The sequence below is a fragment of the Pseudomonas sp. SK2 genome, from assembly GCF_016772395.1.
Classification (GTDB): Bacteria; Pseudomonadota; Gammaproteobacteria; order Pseudomonadales; family Pseudomonadaceae; genus Aquipseudomonas; species Aquipseudomonas taiwanensis.
On sequence record NZ_CP061944.1, the window covers coordinates 301,723 to 326,402 of the forward strand.

Below are 24,680 nucleotides of genomic sequence, written 5' to 3' on the forward strand. Positions count from 1 at the left end.
CGCTACAGGCCTTCGACCAGCCACTGCGGAATCCGGCGCTCAAGGTAGTAACCCGGATTTCGCAGGCTGCCGTCGACGAACCCCACGTGCCCGCCACGGTGGTGTAACTCGAAGTGCGTTTGTGGCGCGAGTTCTTCGAGCCCAGGCAGGCTGTGGCTGGACACGAATGGGTCGTCGCTTGAGTGGATGATCAGCGTCGGAGTCCGGTTGGCGCCCAGAAAGTAGCGGCTCGATGAGCGCCGATAGTAATCGTGTGCGTCCTTGAACCCGTTCAGCGGCGCGGTAACCTTGCCGTCAAAGTCCCAGAAAGTGCGCAGGTTGCGCAGCGGTCCGAGCCGCGCCAACGCCTCAAGCCCTTCATCATGGCCACGGTCGCGGAAGTGTTTCTGCTTTTGCAGCACATAGGCGAGCATTTCCCGCATGAAATGTGCCTGGTAGACCTTCGAGAAGCCCTGCCCGATGCGGTCGGCGCACTGGTCCAGGCGAAACGGCACCGACACTGCCACCGCCGCCTCCAGCCCGCTGGCTGCGCCACTTTCGCCCAGGTACTTGAGCAATACATTGCCGCCGAGCGAATAGCCCACTGCGAACAGCGGCGAAAGCGGACGCTGGGCCCGCAGGTGGGCGACGATCTCGGCAAGGTCTTCACTGGCGCCTGAATGGTAGCTGCGCGGCAACAGGTTCGGCTCGCCCGAACAGCCTCGCCAGTTCACCGCCACGCTGGCCCAGCCACGCGCTTGCAGGGCACCCTGCAAGCCTTTGACATAGGGTGAGTGGGAGGACCCGGTCAGTCCATGCAGTACCAGTACCAGGGGGGCATCCGGCTGGTGCGGTCCATGCCAGTCAAGATCGATGAAGTCGCCGTCGGCCAGCCACAAGCGTTCACGGTCGCGTGGGAGCTCGGGCAGCTTGCGCCAAAGCGGCCCCCACAACGTCTGCAAATGAGGGTTGGACAGGCCGGCGGCCGGGCGGAAAGTGACGTTGAGGCTTGGCATGCTGGGCGGCTCGTGATGTGCCCACCTAGATTGCCATGAAACACCGCCACTGTATCTGCACTATTGGTCGGTGGACGGAAGATCGGGCAAGGGGCGTTGATCGGCGGTGGGGCCGACACTCACGAACACCCGGCGCGACCATTCGAGCCGGGTTTGCAACACCGCTCGAACCGCTTCCGGGGTCACTGCCTGCAGCTGCTCGATATAGAGGTTGGTGTGGTTGGCGGGCTGACCGTGTCGGGCTGCCCCGGCCAGGAGCGCGGCCAGTGTCTGGTTACCTGCCACGGCGCTCATGAACCGGCCGGCCAACTGATTTCTGGCTAGTTCGAGCTCCGCAGCGGTCGGCCCTTGAGCAATGAACGTTTCCAAGAGTTCTGCGACAAGTGACTGGGAGGCAGTGATGTAGGCCGAGGCGATTTCCCACTCGATGTTCAGCAATCCACCTGCTTCATGCGGCGTCAGCCGGCTGCTTGCGTCATAGGTCAGGCCACGTTTCAGGCGCAGTTCCCGGAGCAGCCTGGAATCCACCCCAGCCCCCAGCACTTCGCTTGCCAGTACAAGGGCCGGATAATCAGGGTCGTCTGGTCGAACGCTCATTGGGATGGCCAGCACCATCGCATTGCTGGCCCCCGCCAGCTCGACGTGTATCGTCTTGCTCGCAACCTGCGGCACCTCGGGAAGCTGAGCGGCTGCCCAGCCCTGAGGCAGTGCCTGGGTGATGCGCTGGACGATGGCTTCTGCTTGCTCACGGGTCAGGTCACCGACCATGGCGACACAGAGATTGTTGGCGCTGTAGGCGCGTCGATGAAAAGCCACCAGCTGATCGACAGTCGTCGTTTCGATGCCTTCTGGCGTAGTGCCCAGGGGATTGCCATAGGGGTGCCCGGCAAATAGATAGCGGTTGGCTTCCAATCGGGTGCGTAGCTGCGGCGTGGTGTGGCGCGATGCCTGGTAGGGAAGCAATTGCCCTTTCATTTTTGCTAACTCCGCAGAGGCGAAGGCGGGACTGGCGACCAGGGAGGTGAACAGTTCGATTGCCGGGTCGAGGACCTGCTCGGCGGTCAGGCAGCGCAGGGATACGCTCGAATGTTCGAGGCGGATGCTTGTCTTGACTTGCGCGCCCAGGCGCTCGATCTGGCTGGCGTACTGCGTGGCATCCAGCGCGGTGGTTCCCTTGTCGAGCATGTGCAGCGTCAAGGCGGCAACACCTGAAGTATCTCCATCGAGCGAGGTGCCTGCGTTGAAGTAGAGCATGAGGTCGACCATGGGCAGTTCAGGGCGGCGCACGAACCGTACTTGGGTGCCACTCTGCGTCCGCCAGGCTTGGACCTGGATGCGAATATCATCGAAATGGCTGAAATCCCGCCCTTGCACCGATTGCAGCGCAGTTGCATTCGAGTCGTTCATGGGCGCTCTTCCTCTTTCATGTAAGTAACGGTCAGCCGTTCATGGCTCAGGTAGCGATGGGCCACAGCTCGTACGTCTTCCGCAGTGACGCTTTGCAGAATCTCGGCCTCCCGGTCGAGCGAATGCGGATCGAGGCCGCTGGCGGCCATCTGGCCAATCGCACCGGCTTGCTCGCCGATGTCGTCACGGCCGAAGACGGTGTTCGCCAGCAGCCTTGCCTTTGCCCTCGAGATCTCCCGTGCCGTCGCGGGTGTTTGCCTGAGCAGCTCGATCTGCGCCCAGACGTGCTCCATCGCCTGTTCCGGCGAGGCCTGTTGCGGATTGTTGAAGAAGTAGAACGTGAGCAGGCTGTCACCTCGCAGCACATGCAAGTACTGCGAGCCCTTCGCATGCAGAATGTCGCGTTCGCGCATCAGACGTTGAACAAGGCGCGCGCCTCTGCCCTCGGTGAGCAGTTCGGGAATCAGCCGCAGGGCCAAGGCTTCGAGGTCGGAAGCGGCGGTCGACTGGCTCGGCACATTGAACGCCATGATCAGACCTTCACGCAGGCGAGGCAGGGTGATGGTCTGTGTGCGATGAACGGATGCGGTGGCTGGCTTCGGTCGTGCCTTGCTGGGCAGGCGGTTGGCGGGAATTGCACCGAAATAGTGCTCGACCCACCCGCGTAACCGATCCGATGTCGTGTCGCCGACGACCACCAGCGTTGCGTTGTTTGGGTGATACCAGCTCTGGTACCAGGTTCGGACAGCATCAGCGGTCATGTCGGCCAGATCCGGGGCGCGGCCGATGATGGGCGTGGCGTAAGGACCGCCCTGCAGCGCCAGTGTGTCGGCTTGCTCCAGAGCCTGAGCGAGGGGGCTGTTGTCCACTCGGGTGCGGCGCTCCGCCTTGACCACTTCGAGCTCGCGGTCGAAGGCCGCTGGTTCGAGCGTGGCGCTGGCCATGGAGTCCGCCATGGCCTCCAGAACGACTTCCAGGCGATTGCTGGGCAGGGTGACGGGAAAGTAGGTGGCGTCGTGCGTGGTGGCGGCGTTCGGTGACCCGCCGAGCGTGCTGATCAGCTTCGAGTATTGGCCGCCAGCAAGCTTGCTGCTGCCTTCGAACATCAAGTGTTCCAGCAGGTGAGACAGCCCGGAATGACCTGGCGGCTCGTAGCTGGCACCCACGTGGTACCAAAGCTGGGCGCTAACCAAGGGGGCACGGTGGTCCTCACGCAGATAGACCACCAGTCCGTTGGCTAGGACGAAATGCTGCAGCGGTGGCGCGCTGGTGGCAGCGGTGGATGTCAGAGTGGCCATGACCGAGTTGCTCCTGTGTGAAAGTCGAAACAGGAGCAGCTTGTTTGAATGGGGAGGCCCGTCTGCGTTACTTACTTATGGCGACGGGCCACAGGCCTCAGCCTCGCTGCCATAGGGCGTAATGCACCTGGCCGGTTTTCTTCTCTCGGTGCAGGCGCCAGTTGGCAGGCAATTGCAGGGTCGACGGGGCAGCTTCGCTCTCGGTATAGATCCACGCCTGTTCGCGCAGCCAGTTGCCTTGTTCCAGCAGATTGCAGGCGTTTGCCAGCAGGTCCTGGTGGAAGGGTGGGTCGAGAAACACCACATCGAACTGCTGCTTGGTCGGGCCTTGCAGGTAGCGCAGGGCGTCGGTCTGCAGGATCTGCCCGCGTGGGCAGCGCAGGATCTCCAGGTTGTTCTTCAGATTGCTGATGGCTGCCGGGTTGCTGTCCAGTGCCACGGCATCCTCCGCGCCACGGGACAAGGCTTCCAGTACCAAGGCGCCACTGCCGGTGAAGGCATCCAGCACCCGGGCGCCTTCGATGTAGGGCGCCAGCCAGTTGAACAGGGTTTCACGTACCCGGTCGGTGGTGGGGCGCAGGCCATCGCCTTCAGGTACCGCCAGGCGCCGGCTGCGCCACTCGCCGGCGATGATGCGCAGGTAGCCCTGGCCCTTGCTTTGGCCCTGGTTGGGGCGGGCGGGTGGGGTGGGTCTTGGCATTAATGCTCCGGTACGCCGAGCGGTGGCTCGGCGGGTTTATCAGTGGGGGCCGGCAGCGGCTTCTGCGCCACTTTCGGGCCAGCGGTGACGATGACCAATTTGTCGGCCGACAGGTGTTTGTTCATGGCCGCCTTGACCTGCTCGACGGTCAGGGCCTGGGACTGCTGCATGAAGTCCTCCAGCCAAGTCAGGGGCAAGTTGTAGAAACCGATAGCACCCAACTGGCCAACGATGCTCGCGTTGCTGGCGTTGGACAGTGGGAAACTGCCGGCCAGTTCGCGCTTGGCGTCATCCAGTTCCTGCTGCGTCGGACCGTTTTTCAGGTATTCGGCAAGGATGTCCTGGACCAGCTTGAGGGTGCCCTCGCTGAGTTCGGCGCGGGTTTGCAGGTTGATCATGAAGGGGCCGCGTACCTGCATTGGGCTGAACACGGAGTAGACCCCGTAGGTCAGGCCGCGCTTCTCGCGCACTTCGCTCATCAACCGGGTGCCGAAGGCCCCTCCGCCGAGGATCTGGTTGCCCAACGAAAGGGCTGGCCAGTCCGGGTCCTGACGGTCGATGCCCAGTTCGGCCAGCATCAGGTGAGTCTGCTTGGATGGGAAGTCGATATGGGTCAACCCAGCCTTGGGCTCCGCAGGCTCGGCGGGTTTCGCCAGCGCGGGGCCCTTGGGCAGGGCCGAGGACACTTGTTCGGCGATGGCTTCGGCCTCGCTGCGGCTGAGGTCACCAACCAGGGCTATGACCGCGTTACCGGCGGTATAGGCCTTGGCATGGAAGGCGCGAAGCTGTTCCAGCGTGATACCGGGCACACTCTGTGCCGTACCGTCGCTGGGGTGAGCATACGGGTGGTCACCATAGAGCTTGGCGAACAGGGCCTTGCCGGCGATCTTGCCAGGGTTCTGCTTTTCGTACTCGAAACCGGCCAGCAGCTGGTTCTTGATGCGCTTGAGAGCCTCTTCGGGGAAGGTCGGCTTGCCCGCCACTTCGGCGAACAGCTTGAGTGCAGGGTCACGCTTGTCCTTGGCACTCAGGCTGCGCAGCGAGGCCACTGCCATGTCGCGGTAGGAACCATTGCCAAAGTCCGCGCCCAGTCCCTCGAAGCCTTCGGCGATGGCGGTCACGTCCTTGCCGGCCACGCCTTCGTTGAGCATGGCGTTGGTCAGGGCGGCCAGGCCAGGGGTGTCGCCATCCTGGCTGCTGCCGGCGGCGAAGGTCACGCGCAGGTCGAACATGGGCAGCTCGCGGGCTTCGACGAACAGCACGCGGGCGCCTTCGGCGGTGGTCCAGTTCTGGATGTTCAGCTGACGCCGGCTTGGCGCCTTGCCGTCCAGATCGGCCAGCGATTGCAGGGTGTTTGCAGGGCGCGCCGCAGGAGGCTCTGCCTCGGACTGGGCCGGGCGCGCCAGGACAGCGGCCACCGCCACTACCAAGGCAATGATGCCCGTACCGATCAGCGTGTAGCGTGGTGCGCTGCGATCACTCATGAGCGGACTCCTCAGGCAGTACGTGGGCAACGCTCAGGCGTTCGCGGGTGAAATAAGTGCGTGCGGCGTTCTGCAGGTCTTGCGGTGTCACGCGCTTGAGCTCGTCCAGTTCGCTGTCGATCAGCTTCCAGGACAAGCCAACGGTCTCCAGCTGACCAATGGTGGTGGCCTGGCTGCTGATGGAATCGCGGTCGTAGACCAGACCGGCGATGACCTGGGCACGTACGCGCTCCAACTCTTCGGCGCTGGGCGGAGTGGTCTTGAGCTCGTCGAGCAGTTGCCAGATGCCTTTTTCCACTTCTTCGAGCGTTTTCTGCTTCTGCACGTTCGGAGTAGCCGAGATCAGGAACAGGCTGTCGCCGCGTGTGAAGGCGTTGTAGCTGGACGACGCGCCGGCGACCAATTCCTGGCCACGCTCCAGGCGTGCCGGCATGCGCGCGCTGTAGCCGCCGTCGAGCAGGGCCGAGATCAGGCGCAGGGCATGTACGGTGCGCGGGTCCTTGGCGGTGGCCAATCCAGGCACGTTGAACCCGTAGATCAGGCTTGGCAGTTGGGTGCGTACGTGCAGGGTCAGCTGGCGGTAGCCTGGTTTGGCCAACTCCAGCGGCAGCTTGGCCGATGGCACGGTGCGCTTGGGGATGCTGCCGAAATACTTCTGTGCCAGGCCCTTGACCTCATCGGCGGTGACATCGCCCACCACTACCAGGGTGGCGTTGTTCGGGGCGTACCAGGATTCGTACCAATGGCGGAGCTCCTCGACCTTCATGCGTTCGAGGTCGGCCATCCAGCCGATGGTCGGGGTGTGATAGCCGCTGGCCGGATAGGCCATGGCGCGAAACAGCTCGAACGCCTTCGAACTGGGTTGATCGTCGGTGCGCAGGCGGCGTTCTTCCTTGATGACCTCGATTTCGCGTGCGAACTCGTCGGCGGGCAGGCGCAGACTGGCCAGGCGGTCGGCTTCCAGCTCCATGGCCACCGGCAGCCGATCGCGGGCAAGTACCTGGTAGTAGGCGGTGTAGTCGTCGCTGGTGAAGGCGTTTTCCTCGGCACCGAGGTCCCGCAGGATGCGCGAGGCCTCGCCGGGTCCGATCTTGGCGCTGCCTTTGAACATCATGTGTTCGAGTGCATGGGACAAGCCAGTCTGGCCCGGTGTCTCGTAGCTGGAGCCAACCTTGTACCAGATCTGCGAGACCACCACCGGGGCGCGATGGTCCTCGCGAACGACCACTTTCAGGCCGTTGTCGAGGATGAACTCGTGGGTGGGTTGCACATCGGCGGCCAGGGCCGCGAGGGGCAGGCAGAGCGTGCCGAGCAACAGGCCAGCGGCGCGGCGGGCTAGAGCATTCATACGGTGTTTAACCTGTTCGGCGGCCCGCTGGGTTTAGCGTCAGTAGGCCAGGAGGTGCTAGGATACTGATCCGGTTGCCTGGCGACCATGCCTGTCGCCGTTCTGGCCTGCAGGACCTACGACAAAACATTGCGCATGAACCAGCCGGATTCAAAATAGTCTGTTCTGCGTTTAGAGAATTCCCGATGCGCCAAGTGCTGGCCCATCGCTACCCTGAGATAGCCGTCTTCCATGTTTGGTTCCAACGACGACAAAAAAGCGCCGGCCGAGGCTGGCGAGAAAAAAGGCCTGTTCAGCTGGTTTCGCAAGAAGCCGCAGCAACCTGTCGCCGAACAGCCACAAACGCCTGAGCCTCAAGCGCAGGAGCCGCAGGCCGCCGAGCCGGTAGCACCGCAGCCCGCCGTCGAGCAGCCTCCGGTCGCTCCGGTCGCTCCGGTCGCTCCGGTCGCTCCGGTCGAGCCGGTGTTGCCCGTGGTCGAAGCGTCCGTGCCCGAGCCGGTAGCGTCCCAACCGCTGCAGGCTCCGCAACCTGAGCCTGTGGCTTCCCAGCCCCTGCAGGCCGCGACGCCCGAGCCGGTCGCCTCCATGCCGCTGCAAGCGGCGCCAGTAGAGACTGCGCAGCCGGACGAGCCCGCGGCTCCGGTCAGCAACCTGGTGCTGCCGGTTGCCGAAGAGCCTGTGGCCTTGGTCCCGGACCTCGAACCGAAGGCGCCACCAGCCATCCCGGTGCGCCCCGCTGCGCAAACCCTGGCGCCTGCTGCCCCGGTCGCGGCTCCCGTGCCTGCATCTGCCCCGGCTCCGGTTGCGACCCCAGCACCAACGCCTGTCGAGCCCGAGCCCACCCCGGTCGTCGTCGAACAGTCCAAGCCAGGCTTCTTCGCTCGCCTCAAGCAGGGGCTGTCGAAGACCAGCGCCAGCATCGGCGAAGGCATGGCCAGCCTGTTCCTGGGCAAGAAGGCCATCGACGACGACCTGCTCGATGAGATCGAAACCCGCCTGCTGACCGCCGACGTGGGTGTCGAAGCCACCTCGACCATCGTTCAGAACCTTACCCAGAAGGTCGCCCGCAAGCAGCTGGCTGACGCCGATGCACTGTACAAGTCGTTGCAGGAAGAGCTGGCCGCCCTGCTGCGTCCGGTCGAGCAACCGCTGAAAGTCCAGGCCCAGAACAAACCCTACGTGATACTCGTGGTCGGCGTGAACGGTGCGGGCAAGACCACCACCATCGGCAAGTTGGCCAAGAAGCTGCAGCTCGAAGGCAAGAAGGTCATGTTGGCCGCCGGCGATACCTTCCGCGCCGCCGCTGTGGAGCAGCTGCAGGTATGGGGTGAGCGCAACCAGATTCCGGTGATCGCGCAGCACACCGGCGCTGATTCGGCTTCGGTGATTTTCGACGCCGTGCAGGCCGCCAAGGCCCGTGGCGTCGATGTGTTGATCGCCGATACCGCGGGCCGCTTGCACACCAAGGACAACCTGATGGAGGAGCTGAAGAAGGTCCGTCGGGTGATTGGCAAGCTCGACGCCGAGGCGCCACACGAGGTGCTGCTGGTACTCGATGCCGGCACTGGACAGAACGCTATCAGCCAGGCCAAGTACTTCAATCAGAGCGTCGAACTGACCGGCCTGGCATTGACCAAGCTGGACGGCACCGCCAAGGGTGGGGTGATTTTCGCCCTGGCCAAGCAGTTCAACATTCCGATCCGCTTCATTGGTGTCGGTGAAGGCATCGACGACCTGCGCACCTTCGAGGCTGAACCCTTCGTCAAAGCCTTGTTCGCCGAGCGAGAGCACCCATGATCCGATTCGAGCAGGTTGCCAAGCGCTATCCCAATGGCCATGTCGGCTTGCATGAGCTGAGTTTCCGGGCGCGCCGGGGCGAGTTCCTGTTCGTCACGGGCCACTCGGGCGCGGGCAAGAGCACCTTGCTGCGCCTGCTGCTGGCCATGGAGCGTCCGACCAGCGGCAAGCTGATGCTGGCAGGCCAGGACCTGGGCCAGATCAGCAACTCGCAGATCCCGTTCCTGCGCCGGCAGATCGGCGTGGTGTTCCAGAACCACCAGTTGTTGTTCGATCGCACGGTATTCAACAACATCGCATTGCCGCTGCAGATTCTCGGGTTGTCCAAGGCCGAGATCGCCAAGCGCGTGGACTCGGCGCTGGAGCGTGTGTCACTGACTGACAAGGGCGAGCTGTTCCCAGCCGACCTGTCTACCGGTCAGCAACAGCGCGTGGGGATCGCCCGCGCCATCGTCCACCAGCCAGCCTTGCTGCTGGCCGACGAACCTACCGGTAACCTCGACCCACGTCTGGCCGCGGAAATCATGGGGGTGTTCGAGGACATCAACCGCCTGGGCACCACAGTTTTGATCGCCAGCCATGACCTGGCACTGATCGCGCGCATGCGCCACCGCATGCTGACCCTGCAGCGCGGTCGTTTGATCGGCGATGGGGAGGCCGGGCAATGAGCACTACACGTACACCGAAGGTGTCCGAACGGGTCGCACCCAAGGCTGCTGACCCTGCGCCAGCGAAGAAAAAGCCCGGCGAACACGACGATGACGGTCCGGATTTCCGCACCCTGCTGCACGCCTGGCTGGAAAGCCACCGCGCCAGCCTGGCCGACAGCCTGCGCCGCCTGGGCAAACAGCCGATCGGTAGCTTCTTCACCTGCCTGGTGATGGCCGTGGCATTGAGCATGCCCATGGGCTTGTCGCTGCTGTTGAAGAACGTCGAAAAACTGGGTGGCTCCTGGCAGCGTGCAGCGCAGATTTCGCTGTACCTCAAGCTGGATGCCGGCAGCAAGGCGGGGGAAGCCCTGCGTGACGATATCAAAGCCATGCCTGGGGTGGCCGATGCCCAGTATGTCAGTCGGGAGCAGGCGCTCGAGGAGTTCCAGCAGCAGTCCGGGCTGGGCGAGGCGCTGCGCGAGCTGCCCGACAACCCGCTTCCGGGCGTGGTGGTGGTGACCCCGACCGAAGTCGACAAGCCTGCTCTAGAGGCCCTGCGCCAACGTCTGTCCGAACTGCCTCGGGTCGAGGTGGCGCAGCTTGACCTGGTGTGGGTCGAGCGTCTGGCGGCGATCCTCAAGCTCGGCGACCGATTCGTCTTTGGCCTGGCCGTCATGCTGATTTCTGCGCTGCTTTTAGTAATCGGTAACACAATTCGTCTACATATTGAAAACCGTCGGGTCGAGATCGAAGTGATCAAGCTGGTCGGCGGCACCGACAGCTACGTACGCCGGCCTTTCCTCTACATGGGCGCCCTGTACGGGCTGGGTGCGGGCCTGCTGGCCTGGGGCATACTGGCTTTCGGCCTGAATTGGCTGAACGAGGCCGTTGTAGGGCTCTCCGGGCTGTATGGCAGTGATTTCGCGCTGGGGGGTGTGCCAGCGTCCGATGGTTTTTCGCTCTTGATTGGTGCGGTACTGTTGGGGTATATCGGTGCATGGATCGCGGTGGCCCGCCATTTGAACGAGCTGGCGCCACGATAGTTTTTTCGTGCCAGCATTGACATTTTTTTCATTTTGGAACTTGTACCGTCGTTCCGGGTCAATGTTGGCAGCGCTCACAAGGCGCGAGTTTTGAAAGTCGGAGGTTCTTGAATGACCACATCGTTGCAACCTGCCTATGCCCTGGTTCCTGGTGCAAACCTGGAAGCCTACGTGCACACGGTCAACAGCATTCCACTGCTGACTGTCGAGCAGGAGCGTGATCTGGCCGAGCGTCTCTACTATGAGCAGGATCTTGAGGCCGCTCGGCAAATGGTGATGGCCCACCTGCGTTTCGTGGTACACATCGCCCGTAGCTATGCCGGTTACGGGTTGGCCCAAGCTGACCTCATCCAGGAAGGCAACGTCGGCCTGATGAAGGCAGTCAAGCGCTTCAATCCGGAAATGGGCGTGCGCTTGGTATCGTTCGCGGTGCACTGGATCAAGGCAGAGATCCACGAATTCATCCTGCGCAACTGGCGCATCGTCAAGGTGGCGACCACCAAGGCCCAGCGCAAGCTGTTCTTCAACCTGCGCAGCCAGAAGAAGCGTCTGGCCTGGCTGAACAACGATGAAGTTCATCGTGTGGCCGAGAGCCTGGGTGTCGAGCCGCGTGAAGTGCGCGAGATGGAAAGCCGCCTGAGCGGCCAGGACATGGCGTTCGATCCAGCGGCCGAAGCCGACGATGACAGCGCCTTCCAGTCGCCTGCGCATTATCTGGAAGACCACCGTTACGACCCGGCTGTGCAGTTGGAGGATGCCGACTGGAGTGACAACTCCACCAGCAACCTGCACGAAGCCCTGCAAGGCCTGGACGAACGTAGCCGCGACATTCTCTACCAGCGCTGGCTGGCCGAGGAAAAAGCGACCTTGCATGAATTGGCGGACAAGTACAGCGTGTCGGCGGAGCGGATTCGCCAGCTGGAAAAGAACGCGATGAACAAGGTCAAGGCATTGATCACCGTCTGATCAAGCCTGGTTGCAGCGAAAAGCCGCTGTCCCGAGGAGGGGCAGCGGTTTTTTTGTGTGTTCGGATCCTGCCAATCGGCTTACGGCCTGCGGGAAGCGTCCAGCTGCATCAGGTAGCTGGGTCCGCCCAGCTGGCTCATCTGGCGGCGAATCCACCCGGCTCGGCTGGCCACATAGGCGCTCGGCCGGCTGGCGCTCCATTTGAGAGGGCTGGGCAGCACTGCGGCCAGTTGCGCGGCCTGCTGGCGGCTCAAGCGGCTGGCGTCGACGCCAAAGTGGTAGCGCGCCGCAGCCTGGGCGCCGAATACGCCTTTGCCCCATTCGGCGCTGTTCAGGTAGACCTCCAGGATTCGCTCCTTGGACCAGAACAATTCGATCAGCGCTGTAAACCAAGCCTCCAGCCCTTTGCGCAGCCAACTGCGCCCGGACCACAGGAACAGGTTCTTGGCGACTTGCTGCGTCAGGGTGCTCGCCCCGCGAATATTGCCGCCACGCTCGTTGTAGGCCAGCGCTGCCTGTATGGCGGGAATGTCGAAGCCCCAATGGCTGGCGAACTTCTGGTCCTCGCCGGCAATGACCGCCACTTTGAGCTCATCGGAAATCCTATCCCATGGCTCCCAGTCACGCTGCAGGTCGATGGGTTCGCCATTGAACCAGGACTGGACCTTGCGTTCGACCATCAACGCCGTGCCTGGCGGCGGTACCCAGCGAAACACCAGCACCAGCACGACACTGCCGGCGGCGAACCAGAGCAGGGCGCGGGCGAAGCGGCGAAGGAAGGATGACAGCATGGTGATAGCTTGGCCGGACCGGTGGAACGGGCCATTATACAGACCCGATACAAGGAGTCGTCCCATGCTTCGCAGCTTCCTGATGCTCGCTGCCTTTTTCGGCTTTACCGGTGTCGCCCTGGGCGCATTCGCCGCGCACGGGTTGAAAAGCCGCCTGACGGCTGACTATTTGTCGGTCTTCCAGACTGGCGTCACCTACCAATTGGTGCATGCCCTGGCGATCCTTGGCGTGGCCGTGCTCTCGGCGCACCTGCCAGGGCGTCTGGTGGGTTGGGCGGGCGGTCTGTTCGCCGTGGGTATCCTGTTGTTTTCCGGCAGCCTGTATGTGCTTACCCTGAGTGGGTTGGGCAAACTGGGCATGATCACCCCCATCGGCGGTCTGTGCTTTCTCGCCGGTTGGCTGTGCCTGGGCCTGGCAGCCTGGCGTTTGGGTTGACCGAACGGTCCACTCTCACGACTAATGGTGTCCGCCGGCCTTGGGTTGAAGCGTCGATCAGCGCTAGAATGCGGGCCCCCAAAGCACAATGGTGGCCGTGCGCATGCGCATTCAACTGAACGGTGAACCTTACGAACTGCCCGCTGGCGAGAGCGTCGCGGCCCTGCTGACCCGCCTGGAACTGGCTGGGCGCCGGGTAGCGGTGGAACTCAACCTGGATATCGTGCCGCGTAGCCAGCATGACACCACGCTGCTCAATGACGGCGACCAGGTCGAAGTGGTCCACGCCATCGGTGGTGGTTAAGCCCGGTTTGGCAATTCACCTGCAAGTCCCGCAACCTTTTCCCGAGGAACAACGATGAGCAACGTTCGTAGCGACAAGCCTTTCACTCTGGCCGGACGTACTTTCCAGTCGCGCCTGCTGGTCGGTACCGGCAAGTACCGTGACATGGAAGAAACCCGCCTGGCCATCGAGGCCTCGGGTGCCGAAATCGTCACCGTCGCCGTGCGTCGCACCAACCTCGGCCAGAACCCAGGTGAGCCGAATCTGCTCGACGTGCTGCCACCGGATCGCTACACCATCCTGCCGAACACCGCTGGTTGCTACGACGCGGTAGAAGCCGTGCGCACCTGCCGCCTGGCGCGCGAACTGCTCGATGGCCACAACCTGGTCAAGCTGGAAGTGCTGGCGGACCAGAAGACCCTGTTCCCCAACGTGATCGAAACCCTCAAGGCCGCTGAAGTGCTGGTCAAGGACGGTTTCGACGTGATGGTCTACACCAGCGACGACCCGATCATCGCTCGCCAGCTGGCCGAAGCCGGCTGCATCGCGGTGATGCCGCTGGCTGGCCTGATCGGCACCGGCCTGGGTATCTGCAACCCTTACAACCTGCAGATCATCCTGGAAGAGTCCAAGGTTCCCGTGCTGGTCGATGCCGGTGTAGGCACTGCATCCGATGCCACCATCGCCATGGAAATGGGCTGCGAAGCTGTGCTGATGAACTCGGCCATCGCCCATGCCCAGCAACCGGTCCTGATGGCTGAAGCCATGAAGCATGCCATTGTCGCGGGTCGGATGGCTTACCTCGCCGGGCGTATGCCGAAAAAACTCTATGCCAGCGCCTCTTCGCCGCTGGAAGGTCTGATCAAGTAAGAGCCCCTGATGACTGAATCGCAAGATACGCCGAGCACTGCTGACGGCGAAGCGCGCCCCCACCGCCGCATCAAGAGTTTCGTGATGCGCGCCGGGCGCATGACCGAAGGCCAGCAACGCGGCCTGGACCAGGGTGGCCCGTTGTTCATCCTGCCGCTGGCCGACAGCCCTGTGGACTACGACCAGGTGTTCGGCCGCTCGGCCCCGCGCACCCTCGAAATCGGCTTCGGCATGGGGCATTCCCTGCTGGAAATGGCTGCCGCTGCCCCTGAGCAGGACTTCATCGGTGTCGAAGTGCACCGTCCCGGTGTTGGCGCGTTGCTCAACGGCGTGCTGACCCAGGGCCTGAAGAACCTGCGGGTGTATGACTGCGATGCCATCGAAGTGCTCAACCGTTGCGTGGCCGACAACAGCCTCGACCGCCTGATGCTGTTCTTCCCCGACCCGTGGCACAAGGCGCGCCATCACAAGCGGCGCATCGTGCAGCTGGAGTTCGCCGAGCTGGTGAGGCGCAAGCTCAAGCCGGGTGGCGTGTTCCACATGGCCACCGACTGGGAACCGTACGCTGAGTACATGCTGGAAGTGATGAGCGCTGCACCGGGTTACCGCAACCAGGCCGCCGATGGTGCCTACATTCCTCGTCCGCCAGAACGTCCGATCACCAAGTTCGAGCGCCGTGGTGAGCGCTTGGGGCACGGGGTTTGGGACTTGAAGTTCGAGAAGGTGGATTGATCGGCTGTTTCAGCCTTCATCTGCTGGCACTTGTAGGAATACAGGCGAAAAAACCGCCTTGAGAGAGGCGGTTTATGCAAGCGAAGGGACTGAGTATTCTTCGCTCAAGGAACTCACTGAAAACGCCCACTTGGCAACATCATCCTAGGCAGCCTAGGGTCAACGCTCAGAAACTTCGCGCAGAGCGTGTGTCTGGGGACCGTTTTGGCAGGTTCTAGCCCCGGCGATCAGCCACCACGCCAATCAATACCAGCACCACCAGAAGTACCGGTGCCAGCGCATAGTTGTTGAACTGGCCAAGCCCTTTCACCACCCATGGCGTGGCGTAGATCAGCGCCGCGCCGCTGCCAATCATCACCAGCAAGGCCATGAACGGCACACGCAGAGCGCCAGCCAGACCGCCCAGGCGTTGTTCCACCCAGCCTTTGATATCGGTGCCAAACAGCACCAGCAGGCAGCCTACCAGCGCCAGGGAGATTTCCGACAGGTTGCTGCGGCTCCAGCGAGAAACGGTCGCGAGCAGATCAAGTACCAGATCCATGGGTCATCCTTAGGTCAAGAAATACTGCAGCAGGTCATTGAGGAACAACTGGCCCCGCGGCGTGGCCACCAGTCGATCCGGTTCGACCTGCAAAAGGCCCTTTTGTTCGGCGGCGCTACGCGCATCGGCCAGCTGTTCCAGCGGCAGGCCGGTGCGCTGGGTGAACAGCTCGGCTTCAACGCCCTGGGTCAGGCGCAGGGCGTTCATCAGGAACTCGAACGGCAACTCGTCGGCTGGCAGTAGCTTCTCGCCGGCCTTGAACGGTTTGGCCAGGTTCAGGTAGTCCTTGGGCAGCCGGGTTTTCCAGGTTCGCAGGATGCGTCCGTCGGCGAAGGTCAGCTTGCCATGGGCACCTGCACCAATGCCGATGAAGTCGCCAAAGCGCCAGTAGTTGAGGTTGTGTCTGGCCGGTCGGCCCGGCTGGGCATAGGCGGACACCTCGTACTGGGCGAAGCCATTGCTGGCCATCAGGGCCTGGCCTGCCTCCTGGATATCCCAGAGAAGGTCATCTTCCGGTAACTCGGGCGGCTGGTTCCAGAACACCGTGTTCGGCTCGACAGTCAACTGGTACCACGACAGGTGCGTCGGCCCCAGGTCGATGGCCTGGCGCAGATCGCCCAGTGCGTCTTCCAGCGACTGGTCAGGCAAGCCGTGCATCAGGTCCATGTTGAAGTTGTCGAAGCCTGCAGCCCGTGCCATGCCGGCAGCGCGGATCGCTTCATCGCCATTGTGGATACGCCCCAGTGCTTCGAGCTTGGCCGGCTGGAAGCTTTGCACACCGATGGACAGGCGGTTGATCCCGGTCTGTCGGTAAGCCTTGAACTTCTCCTGCTCGAAGGTGCCTGGGTTGGCCTCCAGGGTGATTTCGATATCCGCCGCGAACGGAATGCGCCGCTCGACGCCACGCAGAAGGCGGCCTAGGGCGTTGGCGCTGAACAGGCTTGGGGTGCCGCCGCCGAAGAAGATCGAGCTGATTGGACGGCCTTGTACCGCCACCAACTCCTGGTCGAGATCGGTCAGCAGTGCGTCGACATAGGCTTCTTCCGGCAAATCAGGCCCGGCAGCGTGGGAGTTGAAGTCGCAGTAAGGGCATTTACGTACACACCATGGAATATGGATGTACAGCGCCAGCGGCGGTAGCACGGCGAAACCCGCCGCACCCGGCAGGTGCGGTCGGGTGGACAGCGTATCGGTCATGCCAGGCCCAGACGTTGACGCAGCAGGGCCATGGCGCGGGCGCGGTGGCTAAGCTGGTTCTTCTCTACAGGAGGCAGTTCGGCGCTCGAACAGTTGCGCTCCGGCACCCAGAACAGCGGGTCGTAGCCAAACCCATGTTCGCCACTGGCCTCGAACAGGATCTGTCCGTGCCACAGGCCTTCACACAGGATCGGCAGTGGATCGTCGGCATGACGCACAAGAGCCAGCACGCAGACGAACTGGGCGCCACGCTGCTCCTGTGGGACGTCTTTCAGGGCTTCGAGCAGCTTGGCATTGTTGGCTGCGTCGCCCTTGCCGTCGGCGTAGCGCGCCGAGTAGATGCCTGGTGCACCGCCAAGAAAGTCCACAGCCAGGCCCGAGTCGTCGGCCAAGGCCGGCAGGCCGGAGATGCGTGCTGCGTTACGTGCCTTGAGAATGGCGTTTTCGACGAACGACAGGCCGGTCTCTTCGGGTTCTACCTGGCTGAACTCGCCAATCGAGCGCAGTTGGACGGAGGCTCCAAGCATGGCTTGGAGTTCCTTGAGCTTGCCGGCGTTGTGGCTGGCCAATACGAGTTGCTGGAAATTCATCATTCGCCTGGGAACACTTCCTGGTTGAAGCTGAGTTTATGGCTGACGCCACCGGTTTCGACATTCACATCGAATGTCAGGGTCTCCGCCTGTTCGATCTTGAACTGGGCGATGTAGTACACGGCACCCCGGTCGGTGATTTGCTTGAACGACAACGGGCTGCTACGTCCGGTCAGGTCTTTCACCGTGCCGCTGACGACGGCTGTCGCTGGCTTGCTGGCCTTGAGTACGGCAATGTTCAGCACGCCTTGGTTCTTGCTGCGGGTAAGCCCGGTGGCGGCGGCGATTTCCGGTTGCAGCATGCTCGAGGTAAAGGCGCTGTAGTGGACCGTCACATCACCGAATACTTCCTTGCGATCGGGTTTGGCGGCATCGGCAGCCAGTACCGGCAGGGCCAGGCACAGGCTGATCAGGAACAGGGCGAGTCGACGCATGGTGCATTCCTCCGGTGGGCGTCAGACGGCCAGCTGGTGCTCCTGCAGGCCAGGGCTGCTAACGCGATAAATGCCGATTTCACCTAGAAGATTAGGCCAAAGCCGTCCACCCCACCCATTGCGGTGCAAATGGTCGACCGCCAGGCGGTCGAGAACCTTGGCGTGGCGTTCGCGGCACAGCTCTTCGAAGTCGGCGAAGGTGCAGAAGTGGATGTTCGGCGTGTTGTACCAGGTATATGGCATGAAGTCCGATACCGGCATGCGGCCTTTGGTCGCCAGGTACCAACGGCAGCGCCAGTGGCCGAAGTTGGGGAAGGTGATGATGCATTGGCGGCCCACGCGCAGCATCTCGTCGAGGATGCGGTCGGGGTATTCCACCGCCTGCAGGGCCTGGGTCATGATGACCACATCGAAGCTGTTGCTGGCGAAGTTGCCCAGGCCTTTGTCCAGGTCCTGCTCGATGACGTTGACCCCTTTGGCCACGCAAGCGGCGATGTTGTCGGCGTCGATCTCAAGGCCGTAGCCAGTGACTTGCTTGCGATCACGCAGCGAAGCCAGCAGCTCGCCATTACCGCAGCCCAGGTCGAGTACCCGGCTACCGGCGGGGATCCAGTCGTGGATGATTTCCAGATCGGCTCTCATGCTGTCCTCAGATGGCGATGCGGTTCATGTAGTTCGAGAAGCCCTGAATGTACCGAGGTGTCGGGATCAGGAAGGCATCGTGCCCATAGGGTGAGTCGATATCCAGGTAGCAGACGTTCTTGCGTGCGGCCATCAGGGCATCGACGATCTCCCGTGAGCGGGCCGGCGAGAAGCGCCAGTCGGTCGTGAACGACATGATGCAATAGTCGGCCTTGACGTGGGCCAGGGTCGCCGCGAGGTCGCCACCGTGGGCGGCGGCGGGGTCGAAGTAGTCCAGCGCCTTCGTCATCAGCAGGTAGGTGTTGGCGTCGAAGCGGCCGGAGAACTCTTCACCCTGGTAACGCAGGTAGCTCTCGACCTGGAATTCGACGCTGTGGAAGTCGTAGTTGAGCTTGTCGCTCTTGAGCTCGCGCCCGAATTTCTCACCCATCGAGTCATCGGACAGGTAGGTGATGTGGCCCACCATGCGGGCCAGCATCAGGCCGCGCTTGGGGATCACGCCCTGGTCCTGGAACGAGCCACCGTGGAACTCGGGGTCGGTGAGGATGGCCTGGCGAGCGACTTCGTTGAACGCGATGTTCTGCGCCGACAGCTTGGGGGCCGATGCGATGTCGACGCAATGGCGCACGCGGTCGGGGTAGGTGATGGTCCACTGCAAGGCCTGCATGCCGCCGAGGCTGCCGCCCACGACCGCGGCCCACTGCCGGATGCCCAGACGATCGGCCAGGCGCGCCTGGCTGTGTACCCAGTCTTCCACCGTGAGGACCGGGAAGTCGGCGCCATAAGGCTTGCCGCTGGCAGGGTTGATGCTGCTGGGGCCAGTGCTGCCGTTACAGCCGCCCAGGTTGTTCAGGCTGACGACGAAGAAGCGGTTGGTATCGATCGGTTTGCCAGGGCCGATGCAACTGTCCCACCAGCCCGGCTTGCGGTCGGTGACGGCATGGTAGCCTGCGGCATGGTGATGGCCAGACAACGCATGGCAGATCAGCACCGCATTGCTCGCGCTGGCGTTCAGGGTGCCATAGGTCTCGAATACCAGCTCATAGCTGGCGAGGGAGCGGCCACAGGCCAAGGCCAACGGTTCATCGAACCGGGCAATTTGCGGTGTTACCAGACCGACGGAATCTTCGGGAAGGACAGTGGACATCGACCCTGCTCACGCTTGACGGAGGCGTAAGTCTAAAGAGCGCTACCCCTAGCGGCAAGCGAAGGCTTGCCGCCAGGTATCACGCAGGGTCAGATCATCCGCCACAGCTCTTGTGGCATGCCCGCGTAGGCCGCCAGCGGAGGCATGACGAACGACTGGACCACCTGGATGGCCAGGAAGGCGAAGATCGGCGAGATGTCCATGCCGCCAAGGTTCGGCACGATACGGCGGAACGGTGCCAGCACCGGCTCGCTGATCTGGTAGGCCAGTTCGGCGGCAGGGTTGTGGCTGTTCGGTGCGACCCAGGAAACGATCACCATCACGATCATCGCCACCCAGAAGATCTTCAGGAACAGCGAGGTGATACCGATGATCGCCCACATCAGCAGGTGCAGGATATCGCCGAAGGTCCCGTAGGTGACCATCAGCACGAAGCCCATCAGCAGTGCCTGGATGACCACCGACAGCAGCAGCGAGGATGTATCCAGGCCACCGACGCTGGGGATGATGCGGCGAATCGGCTTGAGCAGTGGCTGGGTAGCGCGCACCGCGAACTGGCACAGCGGGTTGTAGAAGTTGGCCTTGACCAGTTGCAGCACGAAGCGCAGCAGGACGATCACCAGGTACAGGCTGACCAGGGTCTGCACCACGAAAATCAAGGCGCCGGACAGTGCATTCATCAAAAGCTCCTTATTTGCCCAATTGTTCGGCCAGTTCGGCGGAACGTTTCGCCGCTGCTTCCAGCGCCTGTTCCACGATGGCTTCGAAGCCGTTTGCCTGGAACGACTTGATGGCCGCTTCGGTGGTGCCGGCAGGCGAGGTGACACGGCGGCGCAGTTCGGCGGCATCGACATCGCTGGATACGGCCATGTGTGCGGCACCCAGCGCTGTTTGCAGGGTCAGCTTGGAGGCGGTTTCGCGCGGCAGGCCGAGTTTTTCACCAGCGTCGGTCATGGCCTCAATCAGCAGGAAGAAATAGGCCGGGCCGCTGCCGGAAACAGCGGTTACCGCATCCAGTTGCTGTTCTTCATCGAGCCACAGGGCGATGCCAACGGCGGACAGCAGTTGCTCGGCCTGCTGGCGTTGCACGTCGGAGACTTCCTGGGTGGCATACAGGCCGCTCACACCCTGGCGCAGCAGTGCCGGTGTATTGGGCATGCAGCGCACAACCGGGCGCGGGCCGAGCCAGGCTTGCAGGCTGGCGCAGGTGATGCCGGCGGCGATGGAGACGATCAGTTGGCCTGCTTTGAGGTCAGGGGACAGCGCCTCGCAAACGGCCTTCATGACCTGCGGCTTGACGGCCAGGACGATCACATCGGCACCGTCGATGGCCTGGGCGTTTTTTTCGAAGGTTTCGATACCGTGCTCGGCCTGAACGCGGGCGCGGGTTTCGGCACCTGGGTCGCTGGCGCGGATCTGCGAGGCGTCCAGGCCCTGGGCGCGCAGGCCGCCGATCAGGCTGGCAGCCATGTTGCCGGCGCCGATGAAGGCAATACGTGTCTTGCTCATGTCAGGTCCTTGAGGGAAAGAGTGAGTAAAGCATGGAATCAGGCGGGGCCGTAATTGCGCGCGCCGAACAGGGCGGTGCCAATGCGCACCCAGGTCGCTCCCTGAGCGATGGCCGCTTCGAGATCGTGGCTCATGCCCATGGACAAGGTGTCGCAATCAAGGTCCAGGCCCTCCTGCAAACGGCGCAGGCTGGCGAAGGCCGCCTCCTGGGCTGCGCGGTCTTCGGTGGGTTCGGGAATCGCCATCAGGCCACGCAGGCGCAGGTTGGGCAGCGCAGCCACCGCCTTTGCCAGCGCAGGCAAGTCGGCCGGAGCACAGCCAGACTTGCTGTCCTCGCCGCTGACGTTCACCTGCAGGCAGATGTTGAGCGGCGCTAGGCCGGCAGGCCGTTGTTCGGACAAGCGTTGAGCGATTTTCAGGCGGTCCACGGAATGTACCCAGTCGAAGTGCTCGGCGATGGCTTTGGTCTTGTTCGACTGAATGGGGCCGATGAAGTGCCAGATCAAGGGCAGGTCGCGCAGTTCGTCCTGTTTGGCCAGGGCCTCCTGCAGGTAGTTTTCGCCGACGTCGCGGACACCGGCGGCATGGATCTCGCGGATGGCACTGGCCGGTTTGGTCTTGCTCACGGCCAGCAGTTGGACGCTGGCCGGCTCACGCCCGGCAGCCCGTGCCGCGCTTTCGATGCGGTTGGCGAGGGCGGAAAGGTTGTCTGCTATGGTGGACATGGATCGCTGCCGTCGGCTCATGGGTCTGCGGCATTCTACCTGCTTGATGGTCTTTAGGGAGTCTCATGGACGTGACTGACCTCTTGGTCCGGGCGATGGCTGCAGGGGCGAGTGACCTGCACCTGGCCGCGGGCGACGTACCGCTGATTCGCCTGGATGGCGAGCTGCAACGCCTGGATCTGCCGCCGTTGTCGGCGACGGCGCTGCACGACGGGCTGGCGCCTTTGCTGGCCGAAGCGCAGTGTCGCCAGTGGGCGCAAGGTGATGAGCTGGACCTGGCGCTCGATCTCCCCTCGCTTGGGCGTATCCGCTTGAATCTGTTTCGCCAGTCGAATGGGCCTGCGGTGGCCATGCGGATCATTGCGCAACGAATCGCCACACTCGAAGCGTTAGGCCTGACAGAAGTGTTTCGAGCTTTTGCCCAACATACCGATGGCCTCGTCCTGGTAGGTGGGCCGACCGGTAGCGGGAAGTCCAGCACGCTGGCCGCGCTGGTCGACCAGCTCAATCGCGAGCGCTCGCTGCACATCATCACATTGGAAGACCCTATCGAAGTTATCCACAGTTGCCAGCGCAGCCTGGTCAACCAGCGCGAGATCGGACGCCACTGTCGTGACTTCGCCCAGGGGTTGCGCAGTGCACTGCGCCAAGACCCGGATGTCATCGTGATCGGCGAACTGAGGGATCTCGAAACGATTCGTCTGGCGCTCCGGGCTGCCGAGACGGGGCATCTGGTGCTGGCGACCGTCCATACCCGGTCGGCGATCAACAGCATCGACCGTCTGGTGGAGGTGTTTGCCGCCGAGGAGAAGCCGTTGGTCAGGGCCATGCTGGCCGAATCGCTGCGCTTGGTGGTAGCGCAGGTGCTGGTGAAACGAAGAGGTGGCGGCCGGGTGGCGGCGCGGGAAGTGTTGGTGGCGACGCCCGCTGTGCGTAACCTGATCCGAGAGGGGCGAGCGGCGCAGTTGCAGTCCGTGATGCAGTCGGGGGCGGCGGCGGGGATGAAGACGATGGAAGGAGCGATGGAGGCGTTGAGGGCAGAAGGGCTGATCGACGCGTTGTAGCGGCCTATTCGCCGACAAGCTGGCGCCTACAGGTTGTTGTGCGTTCTGCAGGTGCTGGCTTGTCGACGCTGAGGTTTAGCGCTTGGCCAGCGCCAATTGCTGCTGTTGCTTGGGCAAGACCCGCTTGGCCACTACATAGTGCTTCTGCCAGTAAGGTTTGCTCAGGGTGTCGATGCTCACACGCTTGCCGCGGCGCGGTGCATGGATGAAGCGGTCGTTCCCCAGGTAGATCGCCACGTGGTTGACGCGGCGGCTCTTGATGTTGAAGAAAATCAGGTCGCCTGGCTTGAGGTCGCTCTTCGCCACCTTCACGCCCTGGCCCTGAGCCATCGCATTGGAGGTGCGCGGCAGGTCGACGTCGGCCACATCGTTGAAGGCGTATTTCACCAGCCCACTGCAGTCGAAGCCCTTGGTCGGGCTGCTGCCACCCCAGCGATAAGGGGTGCCCAGGACATTGACTGCCCGGCTGAGCACATTGCTGCTCTGCTTGGGCGACATCGCTGCCACCGGCTGGTATTGAGCGTTTGCGACGTTGCTGGGACGCACGCGCAGGTTGGCCTGCTTGGTCGGCGCATGTTTCACCGTGGCATTGGTGGTGTAGCCAGTGAAACCGTTGGGAAGACGTTGCTCACGATTGGTGGCGTGGGCGGCCAGGGGCAATAATAGGCAGAGGGTCAGCCATGTCTTGAACAAAGGCGGCATAGTTGAAGCTCTTATGAATGTTTTGTGTGTGTTGGCGCGCAACTTTATAACAGCTTTTTGACCACGTTCTGATCCGTTGGTCGATTGTCATGCTGCCGTACGTCGGCCTGCGCCGAAAAAGTCACATTTTCCGTTAGAAAATTTTTGGATAACCCACGGGGGCTATGAATGAACAGTTATCAACAGGGGGCGCCGTTGCACGATACCCACAGCAAGGTACTCGGCTATCTGCTCTGGATTTTCGGCTTCACCGGGTCGCACCGCTTCTACTACGGCAAACCGATCACCGGGACGATCTGGTTCTTCACCTTGGGCCTGCTGGGCATCGGCTGGCTGATTGACCTGTTCCTGATCCCGTCGATGGATCGCGAGGCCGACCTGCGGTTTCAGTCGGGGCGGGTGGACTACAACCTTGCCTGGATCTTGCTGACGTTCCTGGGGATCTTCGGTGCACATCGCCTCTACCAGGGCAAATGGATCAGCGCGATCATCTACTTCTTCACCGGCGGGCTGTTCCTGTTGGGCGTGCTGTATGACTTCTGGACGCTGAACAGCCAGATCTCGCAGGTCAACGCCGAGCGCCGCTGATAGAAAAAAGGCCTTGTCGCGTTGGGCGGCAAGGCCTTTCTTCACTGGCGGGTTTGTCGCTGCTGCAGCAACAGGTTGCTGAAGCCAGCCCCTGCCAATTGCTTTTGGGCCACGGTCAGCTGTTCACGGTTGCTGAACGGCCCGACCAGCACGCGGTACCAGGTCTCTTCCTTGACTGTGCCGGACTCCACCTTGACCGCTTGGCCGAGCAGAATGATCTGCGCCCGCACCTTGTCGGCATCGGCCTGCTTGCGGAACGAGCCTGCCTGCAGGAAGAACTGGGTGGTGGCCGCAGGCTTGATCACTGGTGGTGCCGGAGGCGGCGTTTGCCCCATCAGGGCTGCCTGGGCGCGGGCGGTGTCGATCTTGGCCGCTTCAGCGGGTGTGACCGGGGTCACCGGCTGTGCCGGTACTGGGGGTGTCTTTTCCGGTACAGCCTCCGGTGGCACGATCACCTCGGACTCTGGCAGCAGGGTGTAGAAGTCGTACTTCGGTTTCACTGGCTGCTGTGGGGTGACCGGAGCCGTCTTGCTGGCTTCTGCCACCTTTTCTGGCTTCTGCTGTTCCGGCTTGGTGCGCTTGATGTCGCCGCCACCTGGTTCAAGCTTCATCAGGAAGACAATGAAGGCACCCACGGTCAGACCGACCGCCAGCCATACCCAGCCTGGGATCGGCTGCTTGGTCGGCGCCTGTTGACGGCTCGCGCCGCGCTTGGGAGCAGGTTTTTTCTTGGCAGCCAAC

28 protein-coding genes are annotated in these 24,680 nt (G+C 62.7%); 10 read left to right on the forward strand and 18 right to left on the reverse strand.

Going from position 1 to position 24,680, the window contains the following annotated elements:
• Positions 1-2 precede the first annotated feature (2 nt).
• From IF103_RS01330 to IF103_RS01355, 6 genes are all read right to left on the reverse strand, one after another.
• Complete coding sequence (locus tag IF103_RS01330) at positions 3-995, reverse strand: hydrolase (RefSeq protein WP_023378188.1); 993 nt, start codon at positions 993-995, stop codon at positions 3-5.
• A gap of 60 nt (positions 996-1,055) precedes the next feature.
• Positions 1,056-2,402 (reverse strand): M16 family metallopeptidase, encoded by a 1,347-nt coding sequence (locus tag IF103_RS01335; protein WP_023378189.1) that lies wholly within the window; start codon positions 2,400-2,402, stop codon positions 1,056-1,058.
• A complete protein-coding gene (locus IF103_RS01340; protein ID WP_023378190.1) occupies positions 2,399-3,700 on the reverse strand; it encodes a M16 family metallopeptidase in 1,302 nt (433 codons plus the stop codon). The genes IF103_RS01335 and IF103_RS01340 overlap by 4 nt, the downstream gene beginning before the upstream one ends.
• Positions 3,701-3,797: 97 nt before the next feature.
• Entirely contained in the window at positions 3,798-4,400 is a 603-nt protein-coding gene (gene rsmD, locus IF103_RS01345; RefSeq protein WP_023378191.1) for a 16S rRNA (guanine(966)-N(2))-methyltransferase RsmD, read from the reverse strand.
• Entirely contained in the window at positions 4,400-5,884 is a 1,485-nt protein-coding gene (locus IF103_RS01350) for a M16 family metallopeptidase (protein ID WP_023378192.1), read from the reverse strand. Before IF103_RS01350 ends, rsmD begins: the two co-directional genes overlap by 1 nt.
• The gene (locus tag IF103_RS01355) at positions 5,877-7,232 is read right to left on the reverse strand and encodes a M16 family metallopeptidase (protein ID WP_023378193.1); all 1,356 of its coding nucleotides are present in this window, start codon (positions 7,230-7,232) and stop codon (positions 5,877-5,879) included. The genes IF103_RS01350 and IF103_RS01355 overlap by 8 nt, the downstream gene beginning before the upstream one ends.
• Positions 7,233-7,463: 231 nt before the next feature.
• On the opposite strand from IF103_RS01355, the gene ftsY reads away from it, so the two are divergent.
• The 4 genes from ftsY (at position 7,464) to rpoH (ending at position 11,688) form a co-directional block, all read left to right on the forward strand.
• Positions 7,464-9,029: a signal recognition particle-docking protein FtsY gene (ftsY, locus tag IF103_RS01360; protein ID WP_202675812.1), complete on the forward strand. Its 1,566-nt coding sequence runs from the start codon at positions 7,464-7,466 to the stop codon at positions 9,027-9,029.
• Positions 9,026-9,697, forward strand: a complete 672-nt coding sequence (gene ftsE / locus IF103_RS01365) for a cell division ATP-binding protein FtsE (RefSeq protein ID WP_023378195.1) — start codon at positions 9,026-9,028, stop codon at positions 9,695-9,697. The genes ftsY and ftsE overlap by 4 nt, the downstream gene beginning before the upstream one ends.
• Entirely contained in the window at positions 9,694-10,722 is a 1,029-nt protein-coding gene (gene ftsX, locus IF103_RS01370; RefSeq protein ID WP_023378196.1) for a permease-like cell division protein FtsX, read from the forward strand. Before ftsE ends, ftsX begins: the two co-directional genes overlap by 4 nt.
• A gap of 111 nt (positions 10,723-10,833) precedes the next feature.
• On the forward strand, positions 10,834-11,688 hold the full coding sequence (gene rpoH, locus IF103_RS01375) for an RNA polymerase sigma factor RpoH (RefSeq protein ID WP_023378197.1): 855 nt from the start codon (positions 10,834-10,836) through the stop codon (positions 11,686-11,688).
• A gap of 80 nt (positions 11,689-11,768) precedes the next feature.
• Here the strand turns inward: rpoH and mtgA are convergent, their stop codons facing one another.
• The gene (gene mtgA, locus IF103_RS01380; RefSeq protein WP_202675813.1) at positions 11,769-12,479 is read right to left on the reverse strand and encodes a monofunctional biosynthetic peptidoglycan transglycosylase; all 711 of its coding nucleotides are present in this window, start codon (positions 12,477-12,479) and stop codon (positions 11,769-11,771) included.
• Between the two features lie 64 nt (positions 12,480-12,543).
• On the opposite strand from mtgA, the gene IF103_RS01385 reads away from it, so the two are divergent.
• The 4 genes from IF103_RS01385 (at position 12,544) to trmB (ending at position 14,800) form a co-directional block, all read left to right on the forward strand.
• Positions 12,544-12,915, forward strand: a complete 372-nt coding sequence (locus IF103_RS01385) for a DUF423 domain-containing protein (RefSeq protein WP_023378199.1) — start codon at positions 12,544-12,546, stop codon at positions 12,913-12,915.
• 103 nt (positions 12,916-13,018) lie between these two features.
• Complete coding sequence (gene thiS / locus IF103_RS01390) at positions 13,019-13,219, forward strand: sulfur carrier protein ThiS (protein ID WP_023378200.1); 201 nt, start codon at positions 13,019-13,021, stop codon at positions 13,217-13,219.
• A 54-nt stretch (positions 13,220-13,273) separates the two neighbouring features.
• Positions 13,274-14,068, forward strand: a complete 795-nt coding sequence (locus IF103_RS01395) for a thiazole synthase (protein ID WP_023378201.1) — start codon at positions 13,274-13,276, stop codon at positions 14,066-14,068.
• Between the two features lie 9 nt (positions 14,069-14,077).
• Positions 14,078-14,800: a tRNA (guanosine(46)-N7)-methyltransferase TrmB gene (trmB, locus tag IF103_RS01400; protein ID WP_023378202.1), complete on the forward strand. Its 723-nt coding sequence runs from the start codon at positions 14,078-14,080 to the stop codon at positions 14,798-14,800.
• A gap of 214 nt (positions 14,801-15,014) precedes the next feature.
• Here trmB and IF103_RS01405 read toward each other — a convergent pair whose 3' ends face one another.
• The 9 genes from IF103_RS01405 to IF103_RS01445 all read right to left on the reverse strand — a co-directional run bounded on the left by IF103_RS01405 (position 15,015) and on the right by IF103_RS01445 (position 21,585).
• Positions 15,015-15,341, reverse strand: a complete 327-nt coding sequence (locus IF103_RS01405) for a DUF3392 family protein (protein WP_023378203.1) — start codon at positions 15,339-15,341, stop codon at positions 15,015-15,017.
• 9 nt (positions 15,342-15,350) lie between these two features.
• Positions 15,351-16,538 (reverse strand): radical SAM family heme chaperone HemW, encoded by a 1,188-nt coding sequence (gene hemW / locus IF103_RS01410; RefSeq protein WP_202675814.1) that lies wholly within the window; start codon positions 16,536-16,538, stop codon positions 15,351-15,353.
• Complete coding sequence (gene rdgB / locus IF103_RS01415; protein WP_023378205.1) at positions 16,535-17,131, reverse strand: RdgB/HAM1 family non-canonical purine NTP pyrophosphatase; 597 nt, start codon at positions 17,129-17,131, stop codon at positions 16,535-16,537. The genes hemW and rdgB overlap by 4 nt, the downstream gene beginning before the upstream one ends.
• A complete protein-coding gene (locus IF103_RS01420; protein WP_023378207.1) occupies positions 17,128-17,562 on the reverse strand; it encodes a DUF4426 domain-containing protein in 435 nt (144 codons plus the stop codon). The genes rdgB and IF103_RS01420 overlap by 4 nt, the downstream gene beginning before the upstream one ends.
• 21 nt (positions 17,563-17,583) lie before the next feature.
• Entirely contained in the window at positions 17,584-18,204 is a 621-nt protein-coding gene (gene metW, locus IF103_RS01425) for a methionine biosynthesis protein MetW (protein WP_023378208.1), read from the reverse strand.
• A 7-nt stretch (positions 18,205-18,211) separates the two neighbouring features.
• The gene (gene metX, locus IF103_RS01430) at positions 18,212-19,351 is read right to left on the reverse strand and encodes a homoserine O-succinyltransferase MetX (protein WP_027907907.1); all 1,140 of its coding nucleotides are present in this window, start codon (positions 19,349-19,351) and stop codon (positions 18,212-18,214) included.
• A gap of 89 nt (positions 19,352-19,440) precedes the next feature.
• The gene (locus tag IF103_RS01435) at positions 19,441-20,031 is read right to left on the reverse strand and encodes a YggT family protein (RefSeq protein WP_023378210.1); all 591 of its coding nucleotides are present in this window, start codon (positions 20,029-20,031) and stop codon (positions 19,441-19,443) included.
• Positions 20,032-20,041: 10 nt separating this feature from the next.
• Complete coding sequence (gene proC / locus IF103_RS01440; protein WP_202675815.1) at positions 20,042-20,860, reverse strand: pyrroline-5-carboxylate reductase; 819 nt, start codon at positions 20,858-20,860, stop codon at positions 20,042-20,044.
• Positions 20,861-20,898: 38 nt separating this feature from the next.
• Positions 20,899-21,585 (reverse strand): YggS family pyridoxal phosphate-dependent enzyme, encoded by a 687-nt coding sequence (locus tag IF103_RS01445; RefSeq protein ID WP_023378212.1) that lies wholly within the window; start codon positions 21,583-21,585, stop codon positions 20,899-20,901.
• A gap of 65 nt (positions 21,586-21,650) precedes the next feature.
• Here IF103_RS01445 and IF103_RS01450 point away from each other — a divergent pair, with 65 nt between their 5' ends.
• Positions 21,651-22,649 (forward strand): type IV pilus twitching motility protein PilT, encoded by a 999-nt coding sequence (locus IF103_RS01450; protein WP_023378213.1) that lies wholly within the window; start codon positions 21,651-21,653, stop codon positions 22,647-22,649.
• 75 nt (positions 22,650-22,724) lie between these two features.
• On the opposite strand, the gene IF103_RS01455 is transcribed toward IF103_RS01450, so the two are convergent.
• Positions 22,725-23,351: a C40 family peptidase gene (locus IF103_RS01455; RefSeq protein ID WP_023378214.1), complete on the reverse strand. Its 627-nt coding sequence runs from the start codon at positions 23,349-23,351 to the stop codon at positions 22,725-22,727.
• Between the two features lie 168 nt (positions 23,352-23,519).
• On the opposite strand from IF103_RS01455, the gene IF103_RS01460 reads away from it, so the two are divergent.
• Positions 23,520-23,939 (forward strand): NINE protein, encoded by a 420-nt coding sequence (locus IF103_RS01460; protein ID WP_202675816.1) that lies wholly within the window; start codon positions 23,520-23,522, stop codon positions 23,937-23,939.
• A gap of 41 nt (positions 23,940-23,980) precedes the next feature.
• Here IF103_RS01460 and IF103_RS01465 read toward each other — a convergent pair whose 3' ends face one another.
• Positions 23,981-24,679: an SPOR domain-containing protein gene (locus IF103_RS01465; protein WP_023378216.1), complete on the reverse strand. Its 699-nt coding sequence runs from the start codon at positions 24,677-24,679 to the stop codon at positions 23,981-23,983.
• Position 24,680: the final 1 nt, after the last annotated feature.

Bases quoted from the DNA above. Each gene is read 5' to 3' on its own strand.
- mtgA (WP_202675813.1), bottom strand. From the start codon at position 12,479: ATGCTGTCATCCTTCCTTCGCCGCTTCGCCCGCGCCCTGCTCTGGTTC.
- IF103_RS01405 (WP_023378203.1), bottom strand. From the start codon at position 15,341: ATGGATCTGGTACTTGATCTGCTCGCGACCGTTTCTCGCTGGAGCCGC.
- IF103_RS01335 (WP_023378189.1), bottom strand. From the start codon at position 2,402: ATGAACGACTCGAATGCAACTGCGCTGCAATCGGTGCAAGGGCGGGAT.
- ftsY (WP_202675812.1), top strand. From the start codon at position 7,464: ATGTTTGGTTCCAACGACGACAAAAAAGCGCCGGCCGAGGCTGGCGAG.
- trmB (WP_023378202.1), top strand. From the start codon at position 14,078: ATGACTGAATCGCAAGATACGCCGAGCACTGCTGACGGCGAAGCGCGC.
- rsmD (WP_023378191.1), bottom strand. From the start codon at position 4,400: ATGCCAAGACCCACCCCACCCGCCCGCCCCAACCAGGGCCAAAGCAAG.
- IF103_RS01355 (WP_023378193.1), bottom strand. From the start codon at position 7,232: ATGAATGCTCTAGCCCGCCGCGCCGCTGGCCTGTTGCTCGGCACGCTC.
- metX (WP_027907907.1), bottom strand. From the start codon at position 19,351: ATGTCCACTGTCCTTCCCGAAGATTCCGTCGGTCTGGTAACACCGCAA.
- hemW (WP_202675814.1), bottom strand. From the start codon at position 16,538: ATGACCGATACGCTGTCCACCCGACCGCACCTGCCGGGTGCGGCGGGT.
- IF103_RS01460 (WP_202675816.1), top strand. From the start codon at position 23,520: ATGAACAGTTATCAACAGGGGGCGCCGTTGCACGATACCCACAGCAAG.
- thiS (WP_023378200.1), top strand. From the start codon at position 13,019: ATGCGCATTCAACTGAACGGTGAACCTTACGAACTGCCCGCTGGCGAG.
- IF103_RS01420 (WP_023378207.1), bottom strand. From the start codon at position 17,562: ATGCGTCGACTCGCCCTGTTCCTGATCAGCCTGTGCCTGGCCCTGCCG.
- IF103_RS01450 (WP_023378213.1), top strand. From the start codon at position 21,651: ATGGACGTGACTGACCTCTTGGTCCGGGCGATGGCTGCAGGGGCGAGT.
- IF103_RS01395 (WP_023378201.1), top strand. From the start codon at position 13,274: ATGAGCAACGTTCGTAGCGACAAGCCTTTCACTCTGGCCGGACGTACT.
- IF103_RS01330 (WP_023378188.1), bottom strand. From the start codon at position 995: ATGCCAAGCCTCAACGTCACTTTCCGCCCGGCCGCCGGCCTGTCCAAC.
- rdgB (WP_023378205.1), bottom strand. From the start codon at position 17,131: ATGATGAATTTCCAGCAACTCGTATTGGCCAGCCACAACGCCGGCAAG.
- proC (WP_202675815.1), bottom strand. From the start codon at position 20,860: ATGAGCAAGACACGTATTGCCTTCATCGGCGCCGGCAACATGGCTGCC.
- metW (WP_023378208.1), bottom strand. From the start codon at position 18,204: ATGAGAGCCGATCTGGAAATCATCCACGACTGGATCCCCGCCGGTAGC.
- rpoH (WP_023378197.1), top strand. From the start codon at position 10,834: ATGACCACATCGTTGCAACCTGCCTATGCCCTGGTTCCTGGTGCAAAC.
- IF103_RS01455 (WP_023378214.1), bottom strand. From the start codon at position 23,351: ATGCCGCCTTTGTTCAAGACATGGCTGACCCTCTGCCTATTATTGCCC.
- IF103_RS01340 (WP_023378190.1), bottom strand. From the start codon at position 3,700: ATGGCCACTCTGACATCCACCGCTGCCACCAGCGCGCCACCGCTGCAG.
- IF103_RS01385 (WP_023378199.1), top strand. From the start codon at position 12,544: ATGCTTCGCAGCTTCCTGATGCTCGCTGCCTTTTTCGGCTTTACCGGT.
- IF103_RS01350 (WP_023378192.1), bottom strand. From the start codon at position 5,884: ATGAGTGATCGCAGCGCACCACGCTACACGCTGATCGGTACGGGCATC.
- ftsE (WP_023378195.1), top strand. From the start codon at position 9,026: ATGATCCGATTCGAGCAGGTTGCCAAGCGCTATCCCAATGGCCATGTC.
- IF103_RS01435 (WP_023378210.1), bottom strand. From the start codon at position 20,031: ATGAATGCACTGTCCGGCGCCTTGATTTTCGTGGTGCAGACCCTGGTC.
- IF103_RS01445 (WP_023378212.1), bottom strand. From the start codon at position 21,585: ATGTCCACCATAGCAGACAACCTTTCCGCCCTCGCCAACCGCATCGAA.
- ftsX (WP_023378196.1), top strand. From the start codon at position 9,694: ATGAGCACTACACGTACACCGAAGGTGTCCGAACGGGTCGCACCCAAG.